This is a genomic window from Streptomyces sp. NPDC056479, assembly GCF_042795335.1.
GTDB lineage: Bacteria > Actinomycetota > Actinomycetes > Streptomycetales > Streptomycetaceae > Streptomyces.
Genome location: NZ_JBHTRZ010000013.1, coordinates 286214 through 310252 on the forward strand (window position 1 = coordinate 286214; position 24039 = coordinate 310252).

Here is a 24039-nt window from a genome sequence, read left to right on the forward strand (position 1 = left end):
CTGCGCCCCTGGCCCCCCGCGACCACTTAAAGAAGCCGGGCGCCCGGGGCGCAGCGTCTTTTTTGAGAACCCACAGATTCGAGAGGGCTCCCGCTGTCATGGCGAAGATCCTGAAGTTCGACGAGGACGCCCGTCGCGCCCTCGAGCGCGGCGTCAACAAGCTGGCCGACACGGTCAAGGTGACGATCGGCCCCAAGGGCCGCAACGTCGTCATCGACAAGAAGTTCGGCGCGCCCACCATCACCAACGACGGTGTCACGATCGCCCGTGAGGTCGAGATCGAGGACCCGTACGAGAACCTCGGCGCCCAGCTGGTGAAGGAGGTGGCGACCAAGACCAACGACATCGCTGGTGACGGCACCACCACCGCCACCGTGCTGGCCCAGGCGCTGGTCCGCGAGGGCCTGAAGAACGTCGCCGCGGGTGCCTCCCCGGCCGCGCTCAAGAAGGGCATCGACGCGGCCGTGGCCGCCGTCTCCGAGGACCTCCTGGCCTCCGCCCGTCCGATCGACGAGAAGTCCGACATCGCCGCCGTGGCCGCGCTGTCCGCCCAGGACCAGCAGGTCGGCGAGCTCATCGCCGAGGCGATGGACAAGGTCGGCAAGGACGGTGTCATCACCGTCGAGGAGTCCAACACCTTCGGTCTGGAGCTGGACTTCACCGAGGGCATGGCCTTCGACAAGGGCTACCTGTCGCCGTACTTCGTGACGGACCAGGAGCGCATGGAGGCCGTCCTGGAGGACCCCTACATCCTCATCAACCAGGGCAAGATCTCCTCCATCCAGGACCTGCTGCCGCTGCTCGAGAAGGTCATCCAGTCGGGTGCCTCCAAGCCGCTGCTGATCATCGCCGAGGACGTCGACGGCGAGGCCCTGTCGACCCTGGTCGTCAACAAGATCCGCGGCACCTTCAACGCGGTCGCGGTCAAGGCCCCCGGCTTCGGTGACCGCCGCAAGGCGATGCTGCAGGACCTCGCGGTCCTCACCGGCGCCACGGTCATCTCCGAGGAGGTCGGCCTCAAGCTCGACCAGGCCGACCTGGACGTGCTGGGCAGCGCCCGCCGCGTCACCGTCACCAAGGACGACACCACGGTCGTCGACGGCGCCGGCGACTCCGCCGACGTCACGGGCCGCGTCGCCCAGATCAAGGCCGAGATCGAGAACACGGACTCCGACTGGGACCGCGAGAAGCTCCAGGAGCGCCTCGCGAAGCTGGCCGGCGGCGTGTGCGTGATCAAGGTCGGCGCCGCCACCGAGGTGGAGCTGAAGGAGAAGAAGCACCGTCTGGAGGACGCCATCTCCGCGACCCGCGCCGCGGTCGAGGAGGGCATCGTCTCCGGTGGTGGCTCCGCTCTGGTCCACGCCGTCAAGGTCCTCGAGGGCAACCTCGACAAGACCGGCGACGAGGCCACCGGTGTCTCCGTGGTCCGCAAGGCCGCCGTCGAGCCGCTGCGCTGGATCGCCGAGAACGCCGGCCTCGAGGGCTACGTCATCGTCTCCAAGGTGGCCGAGCTCGAGAAGGGCAACGGCTACAACGCCGCGACCGGCGAGTACGGCGACCTGGTCAAGGCCGGCGTCATCGACCCGGTCAAGGTCACCCGCTCCGCCCTGGAGAACGCCGCCTCCATCGCCTCCCTGCTCCTGACGACCGAGACCCTGGTCGTCGAGAAGAAGGAAGAGGAGGAGCCGGCGGCCGGCCACGGTCACGGCCACGCGCACTGAGCCCCAGCGCTCGCAGAAGGCCCCGGTCCCCGCACCTGTGTGCGGGGACCGGGGCCTTCCCCTTCGCGGGCTTCACCGACCGAGTACCCCCAGTTGCTCCAGCAGACCCGCCCGGTCGTAGAGCCAGTGGCCCTCGCAGATCCTGCCGCCCCGGAACCGCTGCCAGGTCATGCCCTGCATGGTCACGTCCTGCCCGGTCGCGGGAATCCCGAGAAACTCCCCCTTGTGCCGCGCGGCCCACGTCCACCGCGTACACACCTGGTCGCCCTGGGCCAGCTGATCGTCGATCCGGAACACGAAATCGAAGGCGGCCCGCCAGTCCGCGTACTGCTCCCGCAGCCCCTCGACACCCTGCACCGGCTCCGGATACGACGGATCGTGATCCACGTAGTCGGCGGTGACATGCTCCCCGATCCGCTCCGGCGCCATCGTCCCCATGTTCCCGAAGAAGGCCCGCGCGGCCAGCACATTCAGCTGCTCGTCCCGCACGACGTCGAGATCGGTGAAGGTCGGCGCCTCGTCGCAGAGCGCGACCATCTCCTGAAAGATCCGATCGGTCTCGGGCAGATTCGAATTCCGCATCGCGTCCTCGTACGACGGAAACTCCACGATCTCGACGAAGTGCGCCGAGTCGGCCCGATCCTTCCCGACCAGATCGTGCGTCGCCGTCCGTTTCCCCTTGGTCTGCTCGACCCAGCTGTCCATCAGCCGGTTCATCTCCTCGAAGCGGCTGGTCCTGCAGTCGATGAGCTGTACGAAGGTCATGACGCCGTCGCCTCCCGGTGCCCTGGGTGCGGCTGGACAGCTCCATTCTCCTCGCGGGTGGGCGGCTGTGCCTGTCGGGCTTTGGCATCATGACGGGATGCGAGCGCGGGGGAGCCGGTCCGTCTCGGCGGGCGGCGACATCGGGGTGGCCGTCACGGGCGACGACAACCAGATCGTGCTGGCGCCCGCCGTGCGCTCGGCGTACTGGGAGCAGGTCCGCCGTATCGCCCCTTTCGAACTCGTCGACCGCGACCGCGAGTTGGACGACCTCGCCGCCTTCTGCACCGCCGAGTCCGGGCCGTCGTACGTCTGGTGGCGGGCGGCGGCGTGGGCGGGCAAGACGGCCCTGATGTCGTGGTTCGCGCTGCACCCGCCGCATGGCGTGCGGATCGTGCCCTTCTTCGTGACGGCTCGGCTGGGGGCACAGAACGACGTGGTGGCGTACGTGGATGTCGTGCTGGAGCAGCTGGCGGAGCTGGTGGGTGAGGGCATCCCCGGCTATCTGACGGAGGCGACCCGGGAAGCCCATCTGCTGCGCATGTACCGGGAGGCGGCGGAAGTCTGTGCCCAGCGGGGCGAACGGCTGGTCCTGATCGTCGACGGCCTGGACGAGGACCGTGGCGTCACCACCGGTTCGGAGGCGCACAGCATCGCCAGTCTGCTGCCCGCACGGCCCGAGCACGGGATGCGGGTTGTCGTGGCGAGCCGGCTGAACCCACCGCTCCCGGGTGATGTGGCGCAGGGTCATCCGCTGTGGTGCGCCGAGGCCGTACGGCCACTGAGCCTGTCCCCGCGGGCCGAGGTGATCCGGGCCGAGGCGGAACGTGAGCTGAAGTGTCTGATCGAGACCGGAGGACTCGAGTACGACCTGCTGGCATTGGTGACGGCTGCGGGCGGAGGCCTTGCGGCCGCCGATCTGTCCGCACTTACCGGCAGCAGCGCCTTCCGGGTCCAGGATGTCCTGCGCACCCGGGCGGGGCGGACGTTCGGCATCCGGGCGAGCGTCTACCTGCTGGGTCACGAGGAGCTGCAGTCCCAGGCCGAGGAGATGCTCGGTGCCGCCGAGCTGGACCGGTACCGGGCCCGGTTGCACGCGTGGGCGGACGACTGGCGGGAGCGCGGGTGGCCGGACGCGACCCCGGAGTACCTGTTGCGCGGGTACTTCTCCATGGTGCGGGCGACCGACGATCTGCCCCGGATGATGCGGTGCGCCCTGGACACCGTCCGCCACGAGCGGATGCTGGACGTGACCGGTGGCGACGCCGCGGCGCTCGACGAGATCCGTACGACACAGGAGGTCACGGTCGACGTGGCCGAGCGAGGGCGGGGCGGCGACCTGCTGGCCGCGTTACGGCTCGCCATGCACCGTGACGAACTCGCGGGGCGCAGTGCCCGTATCTCCGAGGTGGTTCCGGAGGCATGGGCGGTGCTGGGCAAGGTGAACCGCGCGGAGGCCCTCGCCTACAGCCTGACCGACCCCGAGAGCAGGGCCGCGGTCCTCATGGCGATCGCGGGCAGGCTCGCGGACGCGGGCGATCCGGAACGCGCACGGACCCTGCTGACCGACGCCCGGACAGCCGTGCGCCGGGTGCGCAGGACGCAGGACCGTGACCGTATGACGCGGCGGCTGTGTCTCGCCCTGGTCGCCATCGACGAGTGCGGCCGGGCGGCCGACCTCCTGGGCTCGGTCCCGCCCGCGCACACGCAGGACGTGTTGGTGCGGCTGGTGGCCAAGCACCTCGCCGGGGACCGCTTCGCCTCGGCGCGTGCGGCCGCCGACCGCATCATCGATCCGGCGCGGAGGGCCTTGGCCTTCGCGGCCCTGGCGGCGGCCCGGTTCGGAGCCGGCGCCGCCGAGGATGCCGAGGCGGTCCTGCGGGCGGGCGGCCCGGAAGCCAGGGCGCTGGCACTGGTCTCGTTGTCCCGAACCCGTGAGCCGGCGGAGTCCGGCCGTCTCCTCGACGAGGCGGTCGAGACGGCCGGCGAGCTGAAGTCGCCGTGGGGAGTGGTGGAGGCGCTCGTCGAGGCGGGCGAACTCCAGCGTGCGGCGATCCTCGCCACCCGGGTCCGGAACACGGGCGGCGGCACCGCGGCATCCGTCCGCGATCGAGACCGGGCATGGGCGACGCTGGCCCGAGCCGACGCGGAGCACGAGGAGTTGCGCCGCGCGGAGTCGTGGCTCACCAGGATGGCGGATCCGACGCTCAGGGAGGCTGTCGCAGCCGACCTGGCCGCGGAGCTCGTACGCCGGGGAAAGCTGGAGCAGGCCGACCGGCTGGTGGAGGAGGTGGACGGAGACCGGCAGCTGGAGTGGGCACAGGCACGCGTCGCCGGTGCGCTCGCGGAGGCGGGAGACTTTGCGCGGGCCGCCGAGAGAGGCGGCGGTCTCTTCCACGAAGAGGCTCGCTCCCATCTCCTGGTCGCGCTGGCGGATGCGGGAGCATGCCTCGGCAGAATGGAGGAAGCCGAGGCGTTGATACGGGAGTTGGCGGACTTCCCCTTCTCGTCCGAGGCGATGGCCAGGGTGGCGCTGACCCTCGCGCTCCGCGGTCGCGCGGCCGAGAGCGAGCAGATCCTCTGCGATCTGGAGGAGGAGGCGCGCAGCGCGGTCCTGGTGCCGGGTGACCTGTTCAAGCTGGCCGACGCGCTGAAGGCGCTGGCCGACGCCGGACACACCGCCGAGGCGGCCGCCGTCGTGGCCTCCGAGCCCCCGATGCTCGCCCATCTGGAGGCGCTCGTCTGGCCCGACGACGAACTCGGAATGGACCTGTATCTCATGGCCGGGTGCGAAGTGCTGGCCGGCGCGGGGGCGTTCCAGCGGCTGGAGGCGATGCTCGAAGGCGCTCCGGATCACCTGTTGATCCTGTTCCCCCTCGTGGAGGCGCTGGCCGGCGGCGGACAGATCGAGCGGGCCCGCGCGTTACTGGCCGGCGGCCCGAGCGAGAGCGGCCGTAAGTGCATCCTCGCCGCGGTTGCCCGCGGGCTTGTACTCAAGGGTGACGACGCGGCCGCCCTGGAGGCCGTGTCGGGCATCGCAAACGTCGACGAACAGATCTCGGCCCTCGCGCGGTTGGCCCTCACGGCCCAGTCTGTCGGCCGATGCGGCGACGCGGAGCTACTGCTCGGCGCTGCGGCCGATCTGGCGGACCAGGTGTGTGGCCCCGAGGTGTGGTCGCCGACGACACCGCTGGTCGAGGCGCTGGTCGCGCTCGGGCAGGTGGACGCCGCTCGGCTCAGGCTCGCCACCGCGGTGTCCCACGCGGACATCACTCAGGACGAGTTGCCGTCGTGCGCGCGGCTTCTGGCCTTCGTCGGCCGGCACGATGAGGCCGAAGCCCTCGTGGACGGGATCGAGGACGCCGCTGTCCGGGTCAGGGCACGGGCCGAAGTGGGCGAGGTGCTCGCCGAGGCCGGGGCGTACGACCGGGCCGAACGGCTCGCGCGCGGGCTCCTTCCGCTGGAGCGCGAGACCGGCAGGGTCCTCGGAAAGATCGCGTGCCACGCCGACGAGCCCAGAGCGCGCAGGCTGCTCTTCGCGGCGCTCCACCACATCTCGTGGACCCAGGTGCTGCCCGCCCTGCTGCGTCTGGAGCCCCGGGCGGTGCCCCTCGTCGTGGAGGCCCTGCGCGGCCCGGTAGCCGTGGAGAGCACGAGCAACGCCACATGGAGGAGCCCGCTGGGCCCGGAGCGCCCTACTGCGGCCCGTACTTCCGCCCAGTCCGCGAACTGATCCCCCCAAGCATCCCCCGAGGCACCAACTTCGCCGCCCCCAACAGCACCTTGTACCGAGGATCCGGAATCGACAGCGACTTCCCCCGCGCCAGATCCCCGAGCGCCGCCGCCACCAGCTTGTCCGCGTCCAGCCACATCCACCCCGGAATGTTGTCCGTGCCCATTCCGGCCCGCTCATGGAACTCGGTCCGCACGAATCCCGGGCACAGCGCCATCAGCCGCACCCCGCTCCCGGCCAGATCCCGCGCCGCTCCCTGCGTGAACTGCACCACCCACGCCTTGGACGCGCCGTATGTCCCGCGCGGTACGAAGGCCGCCACGGACGCGACGTTCACGACGCCGCCGCGGCCCCGCTCCCGCATCGCCTCGGCCGCCGCGGACGTCAGGCGCAGTACGGCCTCGCAGTGCACCTTGAGCATCTTGAGCTCGTCGGCCATGGAGACGTCGAGGTAGCGGCTCTTGTTGCCGAAGCCGGCGTTGTTGATCAGCAGTTCGACGGGGTTCCTGCGGTCGCCGAGGCGGGCGGCGACCGTCTCGATGCCGGTGTCCTCGGCGAGGTCCGCGGTGAGCACCTCGGCCTCGATGCCGTGCCGGTCGTGCAGTTCGGTCGCCTGTTCGCGCAGCCGCTTGGTGTCCCGGGCCACCAGGACGAGGTCGTGCCCGTCGGCGGCCAGCCGCCGCGCGAAGGCGGCGCCGATACCCGCGGTCGATCCCGTAATCAATGCCGTTGTCATGGCGCAAGATTAGTGACCTGGACTGCGTGCATCCGTTTACTGCACAGCCCCTCCCGATCGGTGAAGTTCGGGCGAAGACCGGTGCGGTGAGCGCTCGTCGGGCGTCGTGAAATGAGGCTCCGTCAGCTCCGGTGCTGGGCCACGTACTTGTGCGCCGCCTCCAGTGACTCCGGGTGCAGCGCCGCACCCGCCGCCAACAGCCTCGGCAGCAGCGCCCGGTCCGTGGTGACCGCCCGGAACTGAAGCGCCACCGTCACGTCGTGGTCCGGCCGGTGGATGATCTCCAGCGCGTCGCCCGCCCGAATCTCGCCCGGTTCGATCACCCGCAGATAGGCGCCCGGCGCGGCCTTCGCCGTGAACCGCTTCACCCACTGCTTCTCACCCAGATGACTCTGGAAGGTACGACAGGGGATCCGGCCGCACGTCACCTCCAGCACCACCGCGGACCCGATCCGCCAGCGCTCGCCGATCAGGGCGCCGGACACGTCGAGGCCGGAGGTCGTGAGGTTCTCGCCGAAGCCGCCGTTCGCCAGCGGCCGCCCGAGCTCGCGCTCCCAGTCGTCGAGGTCCTCACGCGCCACCGCGTACACGGCCTGGTCGTCGCCGCCGTGATGACGCAGGCTGCACACCTCGTCCCCGGCGACGCCGCTTCCCGCGATCCCCTTGGGCCCGGGCGCCGCCACCCGCACCGGCCCGTCGACCGGCTGCTTGTCTATCCCGGTCACACCCTCGGGGTGGTCGGTGTACGGCACCGACTTCCGGCGGCCCAGGTTCACGGACAGAAGCTTCATGACCGCACGGTAGGCGATCGGCAGTCAAAGCGTCCATGCATTATCCGACGCCGTATCCAAGGTTCGCTTATGCTCGACGTGTGATCGAGGCTCGTCATCTCCGTGTGCTGCGCGCCGTCGCCGCCAGTGGCTCCTTCTCCGCGGCGGGGCGCGAACTGGGCTGCACCCAGCCCGCCGTCAGCCAGCAGATGAAGGCCCTGGAGGCATCGGTCGGCACCCCCCTGCTGGTCCGCAGCGGGCGCGAGATGCGGCTGACCCAGGCCGGTGAGGCGCTGGTGCGGCACGCGGCCGGGATTCTGTCCGGGCTCACCGCCGCCGAGGAGGAGGTCGCCGCCATCGCCGGGCTGCGGGCCGGGCGCGTACGGCTCGTCTCCTTTCCCAGCGGCAGCTCCGCCCTCGTCCCGACCGCCCTCGCCGCCCTGCGCGCCGCGCATCCCGGCACCCGGGTCTCCCTGGAGGAGGCCGAGCCGCCGAAATCCGTCGAGCTGCTGCGCGAGGGTGACTGCGATGTGGCGCTCGCGTTCCGTTACGAGGGTGCGGCGCAGGAGGGGGAGTGGGACGACCTCGTCGTACGCCCCCTGCTGACGGACCGTCTCGTCGGCCTCGTACCGGAACGGCACCGGCTGGCCCGCGCCGGGTCCGTCGCCATCGGGGAACTCGCGTCCGAGCCCTGGATCGCCGGATGCCCGCGCTGCCGGGGCCAGCTGGTCGAGGTGTGTGAGAGCGCCGGCTTCACGCCCCGCATCGACTTCGCCACCGACGACTATCCGGCGGTCGTCGGCCTGGTGGGCGCCGGCCTCGGCGTGGCCGTCCTGCCTCAGCTGGCCGTCGAGTCCGTACGGCCGCGAGGGGCGCGCATGCTGACGCTGGAACCGGCCGTCCGCCGGGAGATCGTCGCGCTCACCCTGCCCGACCTGGCGCAGGTGCCGGCCGTCGCGGCGACGCTGGAGCAACTTGCGCGGGCCGCGGCCCGCTAGCGGCGCAGAAGGAAGGGCACGCATGCGCGTGCCCTGATTGCAGAAACGTTCCTTCAGGTGTGCGGACCGGCCTCGCCGCTGGTTGTCGACGCCGACACCAGCCGGTTGCGCGCCCGCCCCATGAGCTCCTCGCGCTCGTCCTCGGTCAAGCCGCCCCAGACGCCGTACGGTTCGCGTACCGCCAGCGCGTGTGCCGCGCACTGCGCGCGCACCGGGCACCTCATGCAGACCTCCTTGGCCGAGTTCTCTCGAGCGCTCCGAGCCGCACCGCGCTCGCCCTCCGGATGAAAGAAGAGCGAGCTGTCCACCCCGCGACATGCAGCCAGCAGCTGCCAGTCCCACAGGTCCGCGTTCGGTCCGGGAAGGCGGGAGAAATCTGCCATTGCGTGACCCCTTGTAGCCGTTCTAGGCGGATACGGTGTCTACGACCGTACATCTACGATCTAAGGAGATGAAAATATGACTCATTGCGAATCTAGCCCCAAACGCCATGAAACGGGAAGAAAAAGGGCTGAATGGGGCATGGGTTGTGGTGAAACATTGCGGGTCCGTCGTGCATGTCTGCCTCGTGTCCGTCCCCTCACGTAGAGTGCCGAAGACGGCGCATGCCCCCGTAACTCTTTCGAGTGACCGTCGTTGAGAGGGCGGAGGCGGTTGAAGGAACAAGCGCTCGGGCAGGCGTCCGAGACGGTCGACCGCACAGGTGACGATTTCGTACCAGCCTGGAGGCTCAAGGTGACGTGCATCAGCTGCGGAGGGCGGCCATGACATCCGTCCTCGTCTGCGACGACTCCCCGCTTGCCCGAGAGGCGCTCCGCCGCGCGGTGGCAACCGTGCCCGGCGTCGAGCGTGTGACGACGGCGGCCAACGGCGAGGAAGTCCTCCGCCGCTGGGGCGCCGACCGCTCGGACCTGATCCTGATGGACGTACGCATGCCCGGACTGGGCGGCGTCGAGACTGTGCGGCGGCTGCTGTCCGCCGACCCCGGTGCGCGCATCATCATGCTCACCGTCGCCGAGGACCTGGACGGCGTGGCCCTCGCGGTCGCCGCCGGTGCCCGCGGCTATCTGCACAAGGACGCCTCGCGCGCGGAGCTGCGCGCCACCGTCACGCAGGCCCTCGCCGACCCCACCTGGCGGCTGGCCCCGCGGCGGCTGCGCTCCGCCGAGATGGGCGCGGCGCCCACCCTCACCGCGCGTGAGATCCAGGTCCTGGAGGGCATGAGCCACGGCCGCTCGAACGCCGAGATCGGCCGTGAGCTGTTCCTCTCCGAGGACACGGTCAAGACACACGCCCGGCGGCTGTTCAAGAAGCTCGGCGCCTCGGACCGCGCGCACGCGGTGGCGCTCGGCTTCCGGTGGGGCCTGGTTCGTTAAGCGCCCCACCGTGGGTGCCGCGTTGTGTCGTCTGGCAGCCGCGGGTTCATCGTGGCTGGTCGCGCAGCTCCCCGCGCCCCTTCGGGGGCGCGGCTGCGGGATCGGTCGATCGGTCCTGTCGGTGCCCGATGCTCGTTTCGCCGCGGATGCCGCATCCTTGAGATGTGGAGTCTCTCGGGGACGAGTCGGTCGAGCGGAAGGGAAGGGCGCAAGGGATGAGTTCCGGCGCACCTGCTCATAACGCTTCGGTGCACAACAACGGACGCGATGCCACGGACCGTACGGCCGCAAGGCACCATGGACCGATGCGCGACGACGAGGCGGCCAAAGCCGCAGGGGCGATCGGTGCACTCGTCCACCGCGCCGTGGACGGGGACGAGCAGGCCACGCACGATCTGCTCGCGCATGTCCACCCCCTGGCCCTGCGCTACTGCCGCACCAGGCTGTCCCGCCTCCCGGGCGACGCCCGGCACTTCGTCGAGGACCTCGCCCAAGAGGTCTGCGTCGCCGTCCTGCTCGCGCTGCCGCGCTACAAGGACACCGGCCGCCCCTTCGAGGCGTTCGTCTTCGCCATCGCCGCGCACAAGGTCGCGGACCTGCAGCGGGCGGCGATGCGGCACCCGGGTTCCACCGCGGTCCCGTCCGACGAGATGCCGGAACGCCCGGACGACTCCCTCGGCCCGGAGGAGCGCGCGCTGCTCAGCAGCGACGCCGAGTGGGCCAAGAAACTGCTGGCCAACCTGCCCGAGAACCAGCGCGAACTGTTGCTGCTGAGGATCGCGGTGGGGTTGACGGCAGAGGAGACGGGACAGATGTTGGGAATGTCACCCGGAGCGGTACGGGTGGCCCAGCACCGGGCGCTGAGCAGGTTGCGGGCGCTCGCCGAGCAGTAGTGCTCCCTTGCGCGCACCGCAAATGAACCGTCCTCACCTCGGTTCCGTACGAACATACGAAGCCCTCGGCCACCCAGAACCGTGGAATTTGCAACCCATGCTTCCCGTTAGCATGGACATCCGCACCGATCAAGGCCATTTGGGGAAGGTGTCATGACTGCCAACGTCGACGGAGTGCCCGGCAAATTCGCGACTCTCGGGCTGACCTACGACGACGTGCTGCTGCTGCCGGGCTCGTCGGACATGGCACCCGACGAGATCGACACCGCCTCGTACGTCTCCAAGAACGTGCGGGTGAACATCCCGCTCCTGTCCGCCGCCATGGACAAGGTCACCGAGTCGCGCATGGCGATCGCGATGGCCCGCCAGGGCGGCGTCGGCGTACTGCACCGCAACCTCTCCATCGAGGACCAGGCCAACCAGGTCGACCTGGTGAAGCGCTCCGAGTCCGGCATGGTCACCGACCCGATCACGATCCACCCGGACGCCACGCTCGCCGAGGCCGACGCGCTGTGCGGCCGGTTCCGCATCAGCGGTGTCCCGGTCACCGACCCCGCCGGCAAGCTGCTCGGCATCGTCACCAACCGTGACATGGCCTTCGAGAGCGACCGGGCGCGCCGGGTGCGCGAGGTAATGACGCCCATGCCGCTGGTCACCGGCAAGGTCGGCATCACCGGCGTCGAGGCCATGGAGCTGCTGCGCAAGCACAAGATCGAGAAGCTTCCGCTGGTCGACGACCAGGGTGTTCTCAAGGGCCTGATCACGGTCAAGGACTTCGTCAAGGCCGAGAAGTACCCGAACGCCGCGAAGGACTCCGAGGGCCGTCTGCTCGTCGGTGCCGCGGTCGGTGTCGCCGGTGACTCCTTCGAGCGCGCCCAGGCGCTGATCGAGGCGGGCGTCGACTTCATCGTCGTGGACACCGCGCACGGCCACTCCCGCCTGGTCGGCGACATGGTCGCCAAGATCAAGTCGAACTCGTCCGGCGTCGACGTCATCGGCGGCAACATCGCCACGAGGGACGGTGCCCAGGCGCTGATCGACTCCGGCGTCGACGGCATCAAGGTCGGCGTCGGCCCCGGCTCCATCTGTACGACCCGCGTCGTCGCCGGCATCGGCGTCCCGCAGGTCACGGCCATCTACGAGGCCTCGCTCGCCGCCAAGGCGGCCGGCATCCCGGTCATCGGCGACGGTGGCCTGCAGTACTCCGGCGACATCGCCAAGGCGCTCGTCGCGGGCGCCGACACCGTCATGCTCGGCTCGCTGCTCGCGGGCTGCGAGGAGTCCCCGGGCGAGCTGCTGTTCATCAACGGCAAGCAGTTCAAGTCGTACCGGGGCATGGGTTCGCTCGGCGCCATGCAGTCCCGCGGCGACCGCAAGTCGTTCTCCAAGGACCGCTACTTCCAGGAGGGCGTCGCCTCCGACGAGCAGCTGGTCCCCGAGGGCATCGAGGGCCAGGTGCCCTACCGCGGCCCGCTGCACTCGGTCGTCCACCAGCTGGTCGGCGGTCTGCGCCAGTCGATGTTCTACGTCGGCGGCAGGACGGTTCCCCAGCTGCAGGACAAGGGCCAGTTCGTGCGGATCACGTCGGCGGGCCTGAAGGAGAGCCACCCGCACGACATCCAGATGACGGTCGAGGCACCGAACTACAGCCGTAGCAAGTAGACGTCAGGCTTCCCGAGGGCGGCCCCGGAACCTCCGGGGCCGCCCTTGTCGTACCCGTCGGCGATACTGGAAGACGCTGAACGCATCAGGGAAAGGCCACAGACGTGACTGAGATCGAGATCGGGCGCGGCAAGCGCGGCCGGCGGGCGTACGCCTTCGACGACATCGCCGTCGTCCCCAGCCGCCGTACGCGGGACCCGAAGGAGGTCTCGATCGCCTGGCAGATCGACGCCTACCGCTTCGAGCTGCCCTTCCTGGCCGCTCCCATGGACTCGGTCGTCTCCCCGGCCACCGCGATCCGCATCGGCGAGCTCGGCGGCCTCGGCGTGCTGAACCTCGAGGGCCTGTGGACGCGCTACGAGGACCCGCAGCCCCTGCTCGACGAGATCGCCGAGCTGCCCACGGAGGCCGCCACGCGCCGTCTCCAGGAGGTCTACGCCGCTCCCATCAAGGAGGAGCTGATCGGGCAGCGCATCAAGGAGGTGCGCGACTCGGGCGTGGTCACGGCCGCCGCGCTCTCCCCGCAGCGCACGGCCCAGTTCTCCAAGGCGGTCGTCGACGCCGGCGTGGACATCTTCGTCATCCGGGGCACCACTGTCTCGGCGGAGCACGTCTCCGGTTCGCACGAGCCGCTGAACCTGAAGCAGTTCATCTATGAGCTCGACGTCCCGGTGATCGTCGGCGGCTGCGCGACGTACACCGCCGCCCTGCACCTGATGCGCACCGGCGCGGCGGGCGTCCTGGTCGGCTTCGGCGGCGGCGCCGCGCACACCACACGGAACGTGCTGGGCATCCGCGTCCCGATGGCCACGGCGGTCGCGGATGTGGCGGCGGCCCGCCGTGACTACATGGACGAGTCCGGCGGCCGGTATGTGCACGTGATCGCCGACGGCGGCGTCGGCTGGTCCGGCGACCTGCCCAAGGCCATCGCCTGCGGCGCCGACGCGGTGATGATGGGCTCCCCGCTGGCCCGCGCCACGGACGCGCCCGGCAAGGGCCACCACTGGGGCATGGAGGCCGTGAACGAGGAGCTGCCGCGCGGCAAGAAGGTCGACCTGGGCACGGTCGGCACTATCGAGGAGGTACTGACGGGGCCGTCGCACACGCCGGACGGCTCGATGAACTTCTTCGGTGCGCTGCGGCGGGCGATGGCCACGACCGGGTACAGCGAGCTGAAGGAGTTCCAGCGGGTCGAGGTGACGGTCGCGGACTCGCAGCACATGCGGTAGCCATCCCATCGGCGTTTGCGAAGGGCCGGTCACTCCGGGTGGGGTGACCGGCCCTTTTCTGTGCCCAAGTGGGCTTGGGTGGGGGCGCGTTGTGCCGGAAGGGGCGCGTGGTTGCGTTTGGGGCGAATGTGGGCTGAACGGGTGAAGTGAGTCGCTAGTGTCACTGATCGGCGACCCCTTCTCTTGGGGCGCCCCCTTCCAAGGAGATGTTCCGGACCCCGGCCCTCGGGGCCCGGCCCGAGCTCCAGACGGACCGCCTACCGGGTCTATGGGCGGCATCGTGGAAGGGGGCGCGCCCATGGGCCGTCACCGCAAGCCCACCCGCTGGGATCGCACTTGGCTTCGGCTGGTGAAGTTCCGGAGGAGGTGCATCTTGTGGTACTACGGACGGTGAGCGGCCGCCCCTATAAGAGTTAGGGGCGGACACCCGTAATCCGTTCGGAGCCCATCGCAGTACCCTCTGCGGTGGGCTCCACCTGTTCCACACGGTACCGGCGCAGCATGCCCCACGCCACCAACCCCGGCGGCTCACACCCCACGCGCCCCTCTTCACAACCGATGCGCCGCCCCCGTAGGCGCCGCCCCCCGCGTGTCGAGCAGCAGCTGCGCCTTCACCGACAGTCCCTGCAGGTCATATGTCCGATGCTGCTGAAGCAGGATCGTGAGGTCGGCCTCCGCGACCGCCTCGTACAGCGCGTCCGCGCGCGGTACCGGCCGGTCCAGGACGCCCCAGGACGCGACGTAGGGGTCGTGGTAGCTGATGGAGGCGCCCAGCTCCAGCAGGCGGATGGCGACCTCCTGGGCGGGCGTGGACTGCTGGTCGGCGAGGTCGGGCTTGTAGGTGACGCCGAGCAGGAGGATGCGGGCGCCGCGCACGGACTTGCCGTGCTCGTTGAGGAGGGTCGCGGCGCGCTGGATGACGTAGCGGGGCATCTGGCTGTTGACCTGCTGGGCCAGCTCGACCATGCGCAGGGTGCGGCCGGCGGGGCCGGTGAGGTCCTGCGGGACCGCGTGGCCGCCGACGCCGGGGCCGGGGCGGAAGGCATGGAAGCCGAACGGCTTGGTCTCCGCGCAGCGGATGACGTCCCAGAGGTCGACGCCCAAGTCGTGGCAGACGACGGCCATTTCGTTGACGAGGGCGATGTTGACGTGCCGGAAGTTGGTCTCCAGCACCTGCACCGTCTCGGCCTCGCGCGGGCCACGCGCGCGTACCACCTTGTCGGTGAGACGCCCGTAGAAGGCGGCCGCCGACTCGGTGCACGCGGGGGTGAGGCCGCCGATCACCTTGGGAGTGTTGGCGGGCGTGAAGTGACGGTTGCCGGGGTCGACGCGGCTGGGGGAGTAGGCCAGGTGGAAATCGCGTCCTGCGCGCATTCCGGAGCCCTCTTCGAGCAGCGGGCGCAGGACGTTCTCGGTGGTGCCCGGGGGGACGGGCGACTCCAGGATGACGGTGGTGTGCTGGCGCAGCTGTGCGGCCAGGGTGTGGGCGGCCGCCTCCAGCTGGCTCAGGTCGAGCCCGCCGTCCGCGCCGCGCGGGGTGGGCGGGCAGATGACGGCGGTGCGTACCCGGCCCAGGTCGGCCGGGTTGGTGGCGTGCCGGAAACCCCCCGAGAGCATCCGGCGCAGCTCGGCGGGACTGAGGGAGCCGGCCTCGGGCCCGGTCCGGTAGCCGATCGTGGCGATGCCGGCGGCGACCGCGGCCTTGGCCAGGGGCAGGCCGTACGGGCCTAGTCCGATGACGGCGAGATCTGCGGGCATGGCGTGGGCCGTCCTTCCCAATAACCGAAGCGGGACAGGTGCGCAACCCCTGTGGACAGGACGAGGGAGCGCAATGTCAGACTAGGAGTAAATATGACCGATTTGCTGCATTGAATGATCGCGTTTCCGGGAGTGTTGTCCACAGGCTGGGAGCGCGTGGTGGCTGAAGTCGGGCAACGCGGTCAGAATTTTGGGCATAGGGGGTACGAAGCGGGCTTCGCCCGACGGGTGCGGCCTACGCGACCGATGAGCGGGAGGCAGCGGTGAGGACAGCGACACTGGGGCCGGCGGAGCGCGCCGAGTCACTGGCGGCAATGGCCGAGCGCGAGCTGGACCTACTGGTCGTGGGCGGTGGCGTCGTGGGCGCCGGCACCGCACTCGACGCGGTGACCCGCGGACTGTCCACCGGCCTGGTCGAGGCCCGCGACTGGGCGTCGGGCACCTCCAGCAGGTCCAGCAAGCTGGTCCATGGCGGTCTGCGGTATCTGGAGATGCTCGACTTCGTGCTGGTGAGAGAGGCCCTCAAGGAGCGCGGGCTGCTGCTGGAGCGGCTCGCACCGCATCTGGTGAAGCCGGTGCCGTTCCTGTACCCGCTTCGGCACAAGGGCTGGGAGCGTCTGTACGCCGGTGCGGGCGTCGCGCTCTACGACGCGATGTCGATGGCCCGCGGTCATGGGCGGGGCCTGCCCCTGCACCGCCATCTGACCCGCCGTCATGCCCTGCGCGTCGCACCCGCCCTGAGGAAGGACGCGCTGGTCGGCGCGCTGCAGTACTACGACGCCCAGATGGACGACGCCCGCTATGTGGCCACCCTCGTGCGCACGGCGGCGGCCTACGGCGCGAAGGTCGCCAACCGCGCGCGCGTGACCTCGTTCCTGCGCGAGGGCGAGCGGGTCGTCGGGGCCCGGGTGCGGGACGTCGAGGGGGGCGGGGAGTACGAGGTCCGCGCCAAACAGATCGTCAACGCGACCGGTGTGTGGACCGACGACACCCAGTCGATGGTGGGGGAGCGCGGGCAGTTCCACGTGCGCGCCTCCAAGGGCATCCACCTGGTCGTGCCCAAGGACCGCATCCACTCCACGTCGGGGCTGATCCTGCGCACCGAGAAGTCGGTGCTGTTCGTCATCCCCTGGGGCCGGCACTGGATCGTCGGCACCACCGATACCGACTGGGACCTCGACAAGGCCCACCCGGCCGCGTCCAGCGCGGACATCGACTACCTGCTGGAACATGTGAACTCGGTGCTCGCGGTGCCGCTCACCCGGGACGACGTGGAGGGCGTGTTCGCGGGACTGCGGCCCCTGCTCGCCGGCGAGTCGGACGCCACCAGCAAGCTCTCGCGCGAGCACACCGTGGCCCACCCCGTGCCCGGACTCGTCGTCGTGGCCGGCGGCAAGTACACGACGTACCGGGTGATGGCCAAGGACGCGGTGGACGCGGCGGTGCACGGGCTCGACATGCGGGTCGCCGAGTGCGTGACGGAGGACATCCCGCTGCTGGGCGCGGAGGGCTACCGGGCGCTGTGGAACGCGCGGGCGCGGATCGCGGCGCGGACGGGCATTCATGTGGTGCGCGTGGAGCACCTGTTGAACCGGTACGGGGCACTCACGGAGGAGCTGATCGAGCTCATCGCCGAGAACCCCTCGCTGGGCCGGCCCCTGCAGTCCGCCGACGACTATCTGCGCGCCGAGATCGTGTACGCCGCCTCGCACGAGGGGGCACGCCATCTGGACGACGTGCTGACGCGGCGCACACGTATCTCCATCGAGACCTTCGACCGGGGCCAGCGGTGCGCGCGCGAGGCGGCCGAGCTGATGGCGCCGGTGCTGGGCTGGGACAAGGACCACATCGAGCGCGAGATCGAGCACTACCAGAAGCGGGTGGAGGCCGAGCGGGAGTCGCAGCGACAGCCGGACGACCTGACGGCGGACGCGGCGCGGTTGGGGGCGCCGGACATCGTGCCGCTGTAGTCCTGCCGAGCCTCGACCGCGTGGAGTCCTGGCCCGGGAGGTGGGCGCCGAGCGTGTCGACCTGGGCGAACATCACCCGAACGGGTGATCGGAGTCGGGATCTCTGCTCGAACCCTGGGCGTTCTACTTGGTGCGAGGGCAGAACTCGGCGGCGAGCAGCCGGGGCTCCAGGCCGGGATCTGCGATCGCCGTCGTGTTCACCCGGAAGGTCAGGACACGACGACCGCCGACGGTGGCCGCGGAGCGCACGTAGCTGCCGGAGATGCGCCCGTTGTGCCCCCATACGACGGTGCCGCAGCGCAGTTTCACGGGGAAGAGCCCCATGCCGTACGAGCCGTGTGCGGCACGGGTGTCGAGCATCTCGCGCAGCCCGCGCGGGGGCAGCAGTCGGCCGCCCAGCAGCGCGGCGTAGAAGCGGTCGAGGTCGGCGAGCGTGGTCACCAACTCGCCGGCCGCGCCGGCCACCCGCGGATCGAGTTCGGTGACATCGGTCCCGTCGGTGGCGTAGGCACGGCCGTGCGGATCGGGAAGAGAGGTGCGGGATCCAGGGAAGGAGGTGCCCGTCAGACGCAGCGGAGCGATGATGCGCCGTTCGGCCTCGGCGGCGTACGAGTGGCCGGTGACCTGCTCGATCACCAGGCCGAGGAGCACGTAGTCGGTGTTGGAGTAGGAGTAGCTGCCAGGGTCGGCAGGAGGGTGGGTGAGCGCGGTACGGACGGCTTGAAGCGGAGTGACGGGCACGGTGCCGTCTGTCGCGGCGGTGAAGTCGTACAGGCCGCTGGTGTGGGTCAGCAGGGAACGAAGGGTCAGCGCGCGCCCGTCGTTGCCCGCCCCGCGCACCAGGCCGGGCAGGTGCCGCTCCACCGGGTCGGACAGCGACAGCCGTCGCTCGGCGGCCAATTGCAGGACGACCGTCGCGATGAACGTCTTCGTCACACTGCCGGCGCGGAAGTGGTCGGTGCGGGCGATGCCTTGGCCTGCCCGGACGTAACGGAGGCCGCCGTCCTCGCGGGTGAGCAGGGCCGCGGCGGGAGCCCTGCCCCGGGTGACGAGCCGTGCGAGGAGGGCGTCCGTCGCCGGGGGCCCGGAGGTCGACGAGGCGGTGAGCACCGACGATGCGGTCGGGGACAGTTCCAGAAGCGCCGGCGCGAGCAGGCAGAGAAGGGTCAGGAGGACAGGGACGGCCGGCAGTGCCCGCGGCAGTGGTGTCGTCCGTCGCGCCACGCGGGTGCCTCCCCTCATCCCGGCTCATCATGCCGGGCGGCGGAACGCGCGGTTCATCGGGGCTAGGGCGGATCCGGACCCGGCGTTCGGCCCGTGCGGCCCGGTGGCGGGGCGAGAGGCACCCTGGGCGTTGGGCACTTGTCGGGTGAGAGACAATGGAGGCTCTGTCAGGGCGGGTTGTATGAGGGGACGCATGTCGGAGCCGGAGCGGGCGGGGACATCTCGTCAGGACACTCGTCAGGACGACCGTGAGCGTCTCCTCGCGGGGCGGTACCGGCTGGGCGGAGTCCTCGGCCGGGGCGGCATGGGCACGGTGTGGCGTGCCGTCGACGAGACGCTGGGGCGGACCGTCGCCGTCAAGGAGCTGAGGTTCCCGTCGAACATCGACGAGGAGGAGAAGCGGCGGCTGATCACGCGAACCCTGCGTGAGGCCAAGGCGATCGCGCGGATCCGCAACAACAGCGCGGTGACGGTGTTCGACGTGGTCGACGAGGACGACCGGCCGTGGATCGTGATGGAGCTCGTCGAGGGCAAGTCGCTCGCCGAGGTCATCCGGGAGGACGGCCTGCTCGAGCCCAAGCGGGCGGCCGAGGTGGGGCTGGCCGTGCTCGACGTGCTGCGCTCCGCGCACCGCGAGGGCATCCTGCACCGCGACGTGAAGCCGTCGAACGTCCTGCTGGAGTCCGACACCGAGCGGGTCGTGCTCACCGACTTCGGCATCGCCCAGGTCGAGGGCGACCCGTCCATCACCTCGACCGGCATGCTGGTCGGCGCGCCCTCCTACATCTCCCCGGAGCGGGCCCGCGGGCACAAGCCGGGCCGCGCGGCCGACCTGTGGTCGCTGGGCGGGTTGTTGTACGCGTCGGTCGAAGGTGTGCCGCCGTACGACAAGGGCTCCGCCATCGCCACGCTCACGGCGGTGATGACCGAGCCGCTGGAGGAGCCGAAGAACGCGGGGCCGCTGAAGGACGTCATCTACGGCCTGCTCACCAAGGACCCCGAGAAGCGGCTCGACGACGCCGGTGCCCGGGCGATGCTCAACGCCGTCATTCACGCGCCCGAGCCCAAGTCCGAGCCGGAGCCGGCGGACGCGACGAAGGTCGTGCCGCTGCCGCCGCAGCCCGGCGCGCCCGCGGAGAAGGGGCGTTCCGGGTCCGGAGGCAAGCGGGGTGAGGAGGCCGGGGAGCGGTTGCGCGGGGCGCTGCGTTCCGTGCGGAAGGCCGCCGTGGGTGCGGGGGCGGCCGGGGCGGCCGCCGGTCGTACCAAGTCCGTGAGTGAGAAGGACGATTCGGGGTCCGGCGGTGCGGCGGCCAAGTCGTCCGCCGAAGCGGGCGCAGCCGGAGCTTCGTCGGGGGCCGGGGCTTCGGGGCGGGGCTCCGGAGCCGGGAGCGGCGGTGTGGCCGCGGGTTCCGCGGCGAGTGCCGACGACAAGGCGGGCGCCGGCGCCGGTGAGCGGGATGCGACGGGCGGGAACGGGCAGGATGCGGGGCGGAGTTCGGGCTGGCCCGTGATGCCGCCGCCGGATCTGCCGGCGCGGCCCGTGCCGAGGGCGCCGCTGACCGATGTGGTGCCGAGGCGGACACTGGTGATCATCGCGGTGGTCGTGGCGCTGGCCGTGATCGGCGTGGTGCTGGCCATCGCGCTCCGCAGCGGCGATGACTCGACGGGTGCGGCGAGCGGAGGCGGGGCCAAGACCTCGGCCGAGGCGAGCGGCAGTGCCGACACCAAGAAGGACGGAAGCGGCGGTACCCGTACGGACGGTGACACCTCCGCGACGGGCGGCTCCGGGTCGGGGTCCGGTTCCGGCGCGGAGGGCAAGACGCCGAGCGCCGGGGCGAGCGCGACCGGGGGCAGCGGTGCGGAGGCGGGGTCCGGTGGCGACAGCGGGGCCGCCTCGACCCACAAGGGCGGCCAGGGGTACACGATCGGGCTGCCCGACGGGTGGAAGTTCCAGTCCACGGGGTCGGCGGGGGACCGGTTCACCGGGCCCGACGGGCAGAAGCTGCTCGTCGCCTGGACGTCCACGCCGCAGGACGACCCGGTCGCGGACTGGAAGAACCAGGAGCAGTACATGCAGCGCTCGCAGTACGAGCGCATCCGCATAGAGCAGGTGGACTACCGCGACTGGAACGCGGCCGACTGGGAGTTCACCTATGTCGAGGGCGGCACGAAGTACCGGACGATCGACCGTGGGTTCGTCGTGGACGACAGCCGCGGGTACGCGCTGATGTACTCCGCGAAGGCCTCCGGTTGGGACAGCGAGCTCCGCAAGGACACCTGGAAGACACTGACCGGTTCGTTCAAGCCGAAGTCGTGAAGTGAGCCGTTGCGGGTTTGGGCTCGTGACGGCGGGGATTGAGCCGTGAGATACGGCAAGCCCTCTTTGCGGGTTGCCTCCGGCACGTATCGTGAATGCCTGCGGACCGTGCGCATCCAGACGTGCGTCCGGAACGCGACGCAAGGCGAACGGAATTGACCAACCGGGCTGCCGGGGGAGGCAACGTGGACGACTATGCGGGTCGGGTGCTCGCCGACCGCTACCGCCTGCCGCTGCCGCCCTCCGACGAGTACGAACTCACCGAGACCCGCGCCTTCGACACCTACAGCGGTCAGGAAGTCCTGGTCCGGCAGGTGCCGTTGCCGGAGGTGGTCGAGGCCGAGGTGCTCGACGCCGAGGGGCTGCCCGACGGTTTCACCGCGCGGGACACCAGGGAGCGCGGGGCAGGGCGCGGGCCCTCGGCGCGTTCGAGTACGCGCCGGCCCAGTGACCCCGCCGTACGGCGGGCGGTCGAGGCGGCGCAGGCCGCGGCGCGGATCCCCGACCATCCACGGCTGGACCAGGTCTTCGACGTGTTCGCCGAGGGCGGCTCGTTGTGGATAGTGAGCGAGTTGGTGGCCGCGCGCCCGCTGGCCGCGCTGCTCGCCGAGCAGCCGTTGACGCCGTATCGGGCGGCCGAGGTCGCCTCCGACGTCCTGATGGCGCTGCGAGTGCTGCACGCGCACGGCTGGGTTCACCGGAACATCACCGCCCGCACGGTCCTCGTCTGCGACGACGGCCGGGTCATGCTGACCGGCCTCGCCGTCGGGGCCGCGGAGGAGGCGCTGTGCGGGTATGACCCGGTGCCGGTCGAGGACGGTGACGGGGGTGGCGGGGCGGCGGCCTTCGACGCCGGGCCCCCGGCTCCGGGTGGAGGCCCCGACGGTGTCGGTGGTTCGGATCCCGAGGCCGCTCGGCGGGCGGCGATCGAGGCGCGGACGGCCGGTGGCCTGCCGGTGCCCGCGGGCGACGCGGACAAGGGCGCGGGAGCCCCGGGGGCGGAACCGCGCGGAGCCGTGGAGACCGGCGGAGACATCAGGGCGGCGCGGGCGGGAGCCATCGCCGCGTATCGGGCGGGTGCGCGTGCCGCGGCCCGAGTGCAGGAGAGCGGGCAGAACGCACGCGTCGCGCTGCCGGGCGTCCGGCCGGCGCCCGGAGGCGGCCCCGTGCCCCAGGCCAACGGTGCCGCGCAACAGCCGTACGCCTCCGGTGACGGCCCCAGGACGCCCCCCGGGCAGATAGCCGACCCGTACGGCGTGCAGGCCACGTCCTGGCACGGCGCCGCGCCTCGTGGCGGGGTCGGCGGCACCCCGGTCGAGGAGGGCCGCGACCGCGCGGCACTGCCCCCCGCCGACCCTGCCGTCGGCGGTATCCCGGCGCTCGGACGCGGGGCGTCCCCGGCGGTCGGTTCCTCCGCTCAGGGCATCGCCGGTTTCCCCGACCACGGTGTCCCGGCTACCGGCGCCGGAGGCTTCCCCGCGCCCGGGGCCACAGGCTCCCCGGCCGCCGACACCCCGTCGAACCCGACCCGTTGGAACGACCTCGTCACCAGCACCCCCACCCGCCGGGGCCCCGCCACCGCGCTCGCCGCGGAGCGGGCCCGGCATGCGCGGATGGCCGTCGTCGGGCCTGTCACCGAGCGGTGGGCGCCGGAGCAGGCCGGGCCCGTGCACGAGAACTGGCAGCTCGCCGCGCCGATCGGACCCGCGACCGACCTCTGGGCGCTGGGGGCGCTGCTCTACCGGGCCGTGCAGGGACACGCGCCGTATCCGGAGGAGTCGACGGCCGAGTTGGTGCAGATGGTGTGCGCGGAGCCGCCCGCGTACGCCGAGGAGTGCGGGCCGCTCAGGCCGGTCGTGGAGTCGTTGCTGCGTCAGGACCCCACCGAGCGCCTCGACTTCGAGGAGCTCAGGGGATGGCTGCGCTCGCTGGTGCGGTCCGCGCCGGAGCCGGAGGCCGGTGCGCATGTCGTCGCCACCCCGCCCGTCGACCCCAACCGGCTGCCGATCGTCCGGCGCCGGGGCGAGCTGGTGCGCCGGCGGCGGGCCGGGCTGCCCGCCCACCACGGGCGGCACAAGCGGGCCAAGCAGGAGGCGCGTTCGCCGAGACGACTCGGCCGTACGTTGCTGGTGCTGGTGCTGCTCGGACTGGCCTCGGCGATCGCGTACGCCATGCTGTTCATGCCGAAGGCCGACCAGGGTGACGGCGCCACGGCCGACGCCGATCGCACCGGTGCCGCGGGCCAGGCCGATCAGGCGGAGCCCGAGCAGTCCGCCGAGGCGAGCAGTGAACCTCGGCCCGACCAGACCTCGCCTGAGTCCGGCAACAGCCCCTCGGAGTCGGCCGGTTCCACCGAGACACAGACCAACGGCCCAGAGGTGCCCGACGGTTTCACCCTGCGCAAGGACGCGGCCGGCTTCCAGGTGGCCGTGGCCAACGGATGGAACCGCACCTCGGAGAACGGGCGAGGACAGGTCGTGTACTCGCACGGTGACTTCGACCTCGTTCTCGTGCCGGGCCGGGACACCGCCGAGCAGTACGGCGATGACCCGATGGTCTACCAGCGGGAGCACGAGCGGGAGTTGCAGCCGTACCGCGACTCCAGCTGGGCCTCCTCCGGCGGGCTGAAGACCATTCAGGTCGGTGAGCGGGTCATGGCCGAGGGGCAGTTCACCTGGACCGACGACCAGGGGCGCGACCTGTTCGTACGCAATCTCGCGATCCTGGCCGACGGTCGGTACCACGTGGTGCAGATGCGCGGTCCGGGCGCCGAGCGGGACGAGGTGACGCGGCTGTTCGAGCAGGCGTCGGCGACGTATCAGGTCACCGGATGACTCCGGCCGCGGACACAGGGTGATGGTTGCTTCGAAATGCCGAAAGCGACAACCAT

The 24039-nt window shown here is 71.1% G+C and carries 16 protein-coding genes; 10 read left to right on the forward strand and 6 right to left on the reverse strand.

The window, feature by feature from the left end:
- The first annotated feature begins 98 nt into the window (after nucleotides 1–98).
- Nucleotides 99–1721 (forward strand): chaperonin GroEL, encoded by a 1623-nt coding sequence (gene groL, locus ACFQ6S_RS40720; RefSeq protein ID WP_383420743.1) that lies wholly within the window; start codon nucleotides 99–101, stop codon nucleotides 1719–1721.
- A gap of 72 nt (nucleotides 1722–1793) precedes the next feature.
- On the opposite strand, the gene ACFQ6S_RS40725 is transcribed toward groL, so the two are convergent.
- Nucleotides 1794–2486, reverse strand: a complete 693-nt coding sequence (locus ACFQ6S_RS40725; RefSeq protein WP_383420745.1) for an ester cyclase — start codon at nucleotides 2484–2486, stop codon at nucleotides 1794–1796.
- Between the two features lie 97 nt (nucleotides 2487–2583).
- Here ACFQ6S_RS40725 and ACFQ6S_RS40730 point away from each other — a divergent pair, with 97 nt between their 5' ends.
- The gene (locus ACFQ6S_RS40730; RefSeq protein WP_383420747.1) at nucleotides 2584–6216 is read left to right on the forward strand and encodes a hypothetical protein; all 3633 of its coding nucleotides are present in this window, start codon (nucleotides 2584–2586) and stop codon (nucleotides 6214–6216) included.
- Here ACFQ6S_RS40730 and ACFQ6S_RS40735 read toward each other — a convergent pair.
- Nucleotides 6179–6952, reverse strand: a complete 774-nt coding sequence (locus tag ACFQ6S_RS40735) for an SDR family NAD(P)-dependent oxidoreductase (protein ID WP_383420749.1) — start codon at nucleotides 6950–6952, stop codon at nucleotides 6179–6181. The two genes, ACFQ6S_RS40730 and ACFQ6S_RS40735, sit on opposite strands and share 38 nt — an antisense overlap.
- Nucleotides 6953–7074: 122 nt before the next feature.
- A complete protein-coding gene (locus ACFQ6S_RS40740; protein ID WP_383420751.1) occupies nucleotides 7075–7743 on the reverse strand; it encodes an MOSC domain-containing protein in 669 nt (222 codons plus the stop codon).
- 80 nt (nucleotides 7744–7823) lie between these two features.
- Between ACFQ6S_RS40740 and ACFQ6S_RS40745 the strand changes: the two genes are divergently transcribed.
- Nucleotides 7824–8720 (forward strand): LysR family transcriptional regulator, encoded by an 897-nt coding sequence (locus ACFQ6S_RS40745; protein ID WP_383420753.1) that lies wholly within the window; start codon nucleotides 7824–7826, stop codon nucleotides 8718–8720.
- 53 nt (nucleotides 8721–8773) lie between these two features.
- Here the strand turns inward: ACFQ6S_RS40745 and ACFQ6S_RS40750 are convergent, their stop codons facing one another.
- A complete protein-coding gene (locus ACFQ6S_RS40750; protein ID WP_370263259.1) occupies nucleotides 8774–9103 on the reverse strand; it encodes a WhiB family transcriptional regulator in 330 nt (109 codons plus the stop codon).
- 381 nt (nucleotides 9104–9484) lie between these two features.
- Here ACFQ6S_RS40750 and ACFQ6S_RS40755 point away from each other — a divergent pair, with 381 nt between their 5' ends.
- The 4 genes from ACFQ6S_RS40755 (at nucleotide 9485) to ACFQ6S_RS40770 (ending at nucleotide 13880) form a co-directional block, all read left to right on the forward strand.
- Nucleotides 9485–10096, forward strand: a complete 612-nt coding sequence (locus ACFQ6S_RS40755; protein WP_003948568.1) for a response regulator transcription factor — start codon at nucleotides 9485–9487, stop codon at nucleotides 10094–10096.
- Between the two features lie 305 nt (nucleotides 10097–10401).
- Nucleotides 10402–10989, forward strand: coding sequence for a sigma-70 family RNA polymerase sigma factor (locus tag ACFQ6S_RS40760; RefSeq protein ID WP_030946246.1), 588 nt, complete (start codon nucleotides 10402–10404; stop codon nucleotides 10987–10989).
- Between the two features lie 153 nt (nucleotides 10990–11142).
- Nucleotides 11143–12651 (forward strand): IMP dehydrogenase, encoded by a 1509-nt coding sequence (guaB, locus tag ACFQ6S_RS40765; protein ID WP_383420756.1) that lies wholly within the window; start codon nucleotides 11143–11145, stop codon nucleotides 12649–12651.
- Nucleotides 12652–12755: 104 nt separating this feature from the next.
- The gene (locus ACFQ6S_RS40770; protein ID WP_383420758.1) at nucleotides 12756–13880 is read left to right on the forward strand and encodes a GuaB3 family IMP dehydrogenase-related protein; all 1125 of its coding nucleotides are present in this window, start codon (nucleotides 12756–12758) and stop codon (nucleotides 13878–13880) included.
- A gap of 549 nt (nucleotides 13881–14429) precedes the next feature.
- Here ACFQ6S_RS40770 and ACFQ6S_RS40775 read toward each other — a convergent pair.
- Nucleotides 14430–15638 (reverse strand): nucleotide sugar dehydrogenase, encoded by a 1209-nt coding sequence (locus ACFQ6S_RS40775; protein WP_383420760.1) that lies wholly within the window; start codon nucleotides 15636–15638, stop codon nucleotides 14430–14432.
- A gap of 263 nt (nucleotides 15639–15901) precedes the next feature.
- Between ACFQ6S_RS40775 and ACFQ6S_RS40780 the strand changes: the two genes are divergently transcribed.
- Nucleotides 15902–17608: a glycerol-3-phosphate dehydrogenase/oxidase gene (locus ACFQ6S_RS40780; protein WP_383420761.1), complete on the forward strand. Its 1707-nt coding sequence runs from the start codon at nucleotides 15902–15904 to the stop codon at nucleotides 17606–17608.
- A gap of 123 nt (nucleotides 17609–17731) precedes the next feature.
- Here ACFQ6S_RS40780 and ACFQ6S_RS40785 read toward each other — a convergent pair whose 3' ends face one another.
- A complete protein-coding gene (locus ACFQ6S_RS40785; RefSeq protein ID WP_383420762.1) occupies nucleotides 17732–18832 on the reverse strand; it encodes a serine hydrolase domain-containing protein in 1101 nt (366 codons plus the stop codon).
- Between the two features lie 193 nt (nucleotides 18833–19025).
- Between ACFQ6S_RS40785 and ACFQ6S_RS40790 the strand changes: the two genes are divergently transcribed.
- Nucleotides 19026–21149 (forward strand): protein kinase, encoded by a 2124-nt coding sequence (locus ACFQ6S_RS40790; RefSeq protein WP_383420764.1) that lies wholly within the window; start codon nucleotides 19026–19028, stop codon nucleotides 21147–21149.
- A 185-nt stretch (nucleotides 21150–21334) separates the two neighbouring features.
- Nucleotides 21335–23983 carry a protein kinase gene (locus ACFQ6S_RS40795; RefSeq protein WP_383420766.1) on the forward strand — a complete coding sequence of 883 codons (2649 nt, stop codon included), beginning with the start codon at nucleotides 21335–21337 and terminating at the stop codon, nucleotides 23981–23983.
- Nucleotides 23984–24039: the final 56 nt, after the last annotated feature.